The following is a 4,565-nucleotide window of genomic DNA, read 5'->3' on the forward strand; positions in this document are numbered from 1 at the left end:
CCCCTCGCCTAACCAATGTCCTCCCTCTGCGGCCCCGGGGCCCCCGCGACCCCCAACCCACACCCCATCTGCCTCGTCAAACACCCCACGGGCGGGTGGCTTCCCCACCCGCAACCCACCCGCCGTTGTCGTTGGTCAGCGAGTGACTAGCGCTCGATGATCGCGACGACACCCTGGCCGCCCGCGGCGCAGATGGAGATCAGCGCGCGGCCGGATCCCTTCTCCGCCAGCATCTTCGCGGTGGAGGCGACGATGCGGCCGCCGGTCGCGGCGAACGGGTGGCCCGCGGCGAGCGAGGAGCCGTTGACGTTGAGCTTGCTGCGGTCGATCGAGCCGAGCGCGCCGTCGAGGCCGAGGCGCTCCTTGCAGTAGGCGTCGGACTCCCACGCGGCCAGCGTCGAGAGGACGACGGAGGCGAAGGCCTCGTGGATCTCGTAGTAGTCGAAGTCCTGCAGGGTCAGGCCGTTGCGGGCCAGCAGGCGCGGCACCGCGTAGGTGGGCGCCATCAGCAGGCCGTCGGGGCCGTGGATGTAGTCGACCGAGGCGACCTCGGAGTCGACCAGATGCGCGAGCACCGGGAGCTTGCGCTCGGCGGCCCACTCGTCGCTGGACAGCAGCACCGCCGAGGCGCCGTCGGTCAGCGGGGTCGAGTTGCCCGCGGTCATGGTGGCGTCGCCCAGCTTGGTGCCGAACACCGGCTTCAGGGTGGCCAGCTTCTCCACGGTCGAGCCGGGACGCAGGTTGTCGTCGCGGGTCAGGCCGAGGAACGGGGTGATCAGGTCGTCGAAGAAGCCACGGTCGTAGGCGGCGGCCATGTTCTTGTGCGAGAGGTAGGCCAGCTCGTCCTGCGCCTCGCGGGCGATGCCGAACTCCTTGGCGGTGATGGCGGCGTGCTCACCCATCGACAGCCCGGTGCGCGGCTCCGCGTTGCGCGGGATCTCGATGCCGAGCATCGAGGGCCGCAGCTGGCCGACCAGCTTGAGCCGGTCCTTGTTGGTCTTGGCGCGGTTGACGTTGAGCAGCAGCTCACGCATGTCCTCGCTGACGCCGATAGGCGCGTCGGAGGTGGTGTCGGAACCGCCGCCGATACCCGACTCGATGCGGCCCATCGCGATGGCGTCACCGACGGTGGCGATGGCCTGCAGGCCGGTGCCACAGGCGAGCTGCAGGTCGTGGGCCGGGGTGTAGGGCGAGAGCTTGGAGCCGAGCACGCTCTCGCGGATCAGGCTGTGCTCGCCGACGCGCTTGAGCACCGCGCCGCCGACGACCATGCCGAGGCGCTCGCCCTGCAGGCCGAACCGGCTGACCAGCCCGTCCAGGGTGGCGGTGAACATGTCCTGGTTGGACGCCTTCGCGTAGGCCTTGTCGGAGCGAGCGAACGGAATTCGGTTACCGCCAACGATCGCGACCGGGCGCTGGGTCTTCGCGGTCTTTGCCGGGGTCTTCGCCGAGCGGGCTTTGCTTGTCACTCGAGTTCTCCATGGTCTCGTCGGGTGATCGGTTTACATATAACTTACTCTGGAGTAAGTTCATTGTCGACACCGAACCCGCAAATGTGAAGGTAGGAACAGTGGCAGCCAAGAGCAAGGGTGCACCCAACCTCTACGGATCCTTCATCCACTCCGCCCCCGGCGCGTTCCTCGCGAGCAAGCTGGGTCTGCCCCAGCCGGCGCAGCTGCGCCGCTACCAGGCAGGCGAGCCCGCACTTCCCGGCCCGGTCCTGCTGGGCGGCAAGGGCCGTCTCGCCGAACCGATCCGCGCGCTGCTGTCGGACTACACCGTCGCGGACTCGCTCGATTCGGGCACCAAGTACGGCGCGCTGGTCTTCGACGCCACCGGCATCGACTCCATCGACAAGCTTTCGCAGCTGTTCGAATTCTTCCAGCCCGCGATGCGTAACCTCGCACCTTCGGGGCGTGTCGTGGTCATCGGTACCACCCCGGAACTGGTCGGCTCGGTAGACGAGCAGATCGCCCAGCGCGCGCTCGAGGGCTTCAGCCGCTCGATCGCCAAGGAGCTGCTGCGCGGCGCCACCGGCCAGCTGGTCTACGTGCACCCGGAGGCGGGCGCGTCCGCGACCGGCCTCGAGTCGACCCTGCGCTTCCTGCTCTCGGGCAAGTCGGCCTTCGTCGACGGCCAGGTCATCCGCGTCGGCAAGGCCGATTCCGTCGCCCCCGCCAGCTGGGACAAGCCGCTGGCCGGCAAGGTCGCCGTCGTGACCGGCGCCGCCCGCGGCATCGGCGCCACCATCGCCGAGGTCTTCGCCCGTGACGGCGCCACCGTCATCGTCGCCGACATCCCCGCCGCCGGTGAGGCCCTGTCCGAGACCGCCAACAAGGTCGGCGCCACCGCCCTCGCCCTCGACGTCACCGCCCCCGACGCCGCCGAGCGTCTCGCCGAGTTCGCCACCGAGCGTTTCGGCGGCATCGACATCGTCGTGCACAACGCCGGTATCACCCGCGACAAGCTGCTCGCGAACATGGACGAGGGCCGCTGGAACTCGGTCATCAACGTCAATCTCGCAGCCCCGCACCGCATCACCTCCGGCCTTGTCGCCAAGGGTGTGCTCAAGGAGGGCGGCCGCGTGATCGACGTGTCCTCCATCGCCGGCATCGCGGGCAACCGCGGCCAGACCAACTACGGCGCCTCCAAGGCCGGCGTCATCGGCATGGTCGACGCCGAGGCCCCGCTGCTGGCGGAGAAGGGCATCACCATCAACGCGGTGGCCCCCGGCTTCATCGAGACCGCGATGACCGCCGCCATCCCCGTCGGCACCCGCGAGGCGGGCCGCCTGATGAGCTCGCTGCTGCAGGGTGGCCAGACCGTCGACGTCGCCGAGACCATCGCCTACTTCGCCAGCCCGGCGTCGAACGCGGTGAGCGGCAACGTGGTTCGCGTCTGCGGACAGAGCCTGATCGGCGCCTGATGACCCAGACGATCACCCTCTCCGAGGTTCCGAAGAACGGCGGGCTGTACGCGAAGGCGGCGCTGGGCGCCGTCCCGCTGCCCGGCCCGCTGTCGGGTCGCAAGCCGACCCTGCCGGACCGCCGGGTCGTCCTCGACGGTTTCCAGGTCGACCCCGACCATCTGGCGGCGTACTGCCACGCCACCGGTCTGCGCTTCAGCGACACCCTGCCGCTGACGTACCCGTTCATCCTGGCGTTCCCGCTGGCGATGCAACTGGTGGTCGCCCGCGACTTCCCGTTCAGCGCGGTGGGCGCTGTGCACTTCGAGAACGTCATCGAGCGCACCCGCGAGATCTCGGTCGCCGAGCCACTCGATTTCTCCGCCCACATCGAGAACCTGCGCGAGCACCCGAAAGGCCTGCTGGTCGACGCGATCACGGAGATCCGGGTCGGCCGCGAGCTGGTCTGGCGGCAGGTGACCACCTTCCTGCACCAGCAGCGCACCTCGCTGTCGGGCGGCCCGAAGTCGGAGCCACCCGCCGACGTGGTCCCACCGCCGCCGCTGCGCGTGCAGCGCGTCGATCAGAAGATGATCAACCGCTACGCCGCCGCCTCGGGCGATCACAACCCGATCCACGTCTCCGGCCTCGGCGCCAAGGCGATGGGCTTCCCGAAGACCATCGCCCACGGCATGTGGTCGGCCGCGAACATCCTCGCCACCATCGAGGGCCGCGTCCCCGAAAAGACCACCTACACGGTCAAATTCGGCAAGCCGGTCTTCCTCCCGTCCTCGGTCAACGTTTACGCCGACCAGGTCGGCTCCGGCTGGGACCTCTCCATGCTGAACCCCAAAAAGGGCTACCCCCACCTCACCGCAACCCTGCGCTGAGCCCCGGTTCCCCACGGGCCGCACATCCACAAGGGTGTGCGGCCCGTTGCATTTGCTGTCCCGCGGAGCGAAGGAGATCCCGATCGGGCGGCACGCTGAACTCGGTAATCGCTACGCTGAGATGATCTACAAGCAATGCGAGGAAGTACTCGGAGAAGGATGGTGGCGGAAATGAAGTACACCGCCCACGCTGAGCGGGATGGTCGATTCTGGCTCGTCCATGTTCCCGAGATCGACCACTGGACACAGGCGCGCGACGTGCATGCGGTGTGCGAGCTGGCTGGTGGCGGAATTCGGCTATGCAGCCGAGGTGTTCATGCCGACCCACGTGGGCCAGCATTGACGTATTGTTAATACGGTTATGGCGCAATCGCTTTAGCCAGATTGACCGTTACGCCTTTTTCCTGTGACGTCAATCATGGAGTAGGCGGTCGGTTAACTGGCAATTCACCCATGTTCGGCACTGGTAGCTCTGGTTCGAGCAAGGGGAGTGCCCGGTTGATCGGTACTCGGCTCACCGAATCTGCTGATGTTCTGCGGCAACGACTGAACGGGCGTCCAGATTCCGTGCAGTCGAGGCGTCCCGTGGAGGCATCAAAGCGAAAGACCCATTCGGAAGCGAACATAATGCGAGACACTGGCTATCTTTCAGCGATCGCGTAGCGAATGCCCCGAAAACATAGGGCTGGGTACCTGTCAGAGCCCGTGTTAGAAATCATCAAGCCGAAAAACAGTCGGCATTCATGGTTCATACCAAGGGGTTTTACTTC

3 protein-coding genes are annotated in these 4,565 nt (G+C 67.2%); 2 read left to right on the forward strand and 1 reads right to left on the reverse strand.

What is annotated here, in order from left to right; translation table 11 throughout:
• Nucleotides 1–146: 146 nt before the first annotated feature.
• Nucleotides 147–1,469, reverse strand: a complete 1,323-nt coding sequence (locus ACFWPJ_RS25495; protein ID WP_378854910.1) for an acetyl-CoA C-acetyltransferase — start codon at nucleotides 1,467–1,469, stop codon at nucleotides 147–149.
• A 101-nt stretch (nucleotides 1,470–1,570) separates the two neighbouring features.
• Here ACFWPJ_RS25495 and ACFWPJ_RS25500 point away from each other — a divergent pair, with 101 nt between their 5' ends.
• Together ACFWPJ_RS25500 and ACFWPJ_RS25505 are read left to right on the forward strand one after the other, a co-directional pair.
• Nucleotides 1,571–2,926: a 3-oxoacyl-ACP reductase gene (locus tag ACFWPJ_RS25500; protein WP_378854911.1), complete on the forward strand. Its 1,356-nt coding sequence runs from the start codon at nucleotides 1,571–1,573 to the stop codon at nucleotides 2,924–2,926.
• Nucleotides 2,926–3,795, forward strand: a complete 870-nt coding sequence (locus ACFWPJ_RS25505) for a MaoC family dehydratase (RefSeq protein WP_378854912.1) — start codon at nucleotides 2,926–2,928, stop codon at nucleotides 3,793–3,795. Before ACFWPJ_RS25500 ends, ACFWPJ_RS25505 begins: the two co-directional genes overlap by 1 nt.
• The last annotated feature ends 770 nt before the right edge of the window (nucleotides 3,796–4,565 follow it).

The organism is Nocardia sp. NPDC058497 (genome assembly GCF_042720195.1).
GTDB lineage: Bacteria > Actinomycetota > Actinomycetes > Mycobacteriales > Mycobacteriaceae > Nocardia.

What these genes read in the sequence shown, in the direction of transcription:
- ACFWPJ_RS25505 (WP_378854912.1), top strand. Translation starts at nt 2,926, where the DNA reads ATGACCCAGACGATCACCCTCTCCGAGGTTCCGAAGAACGGCGGGCTG.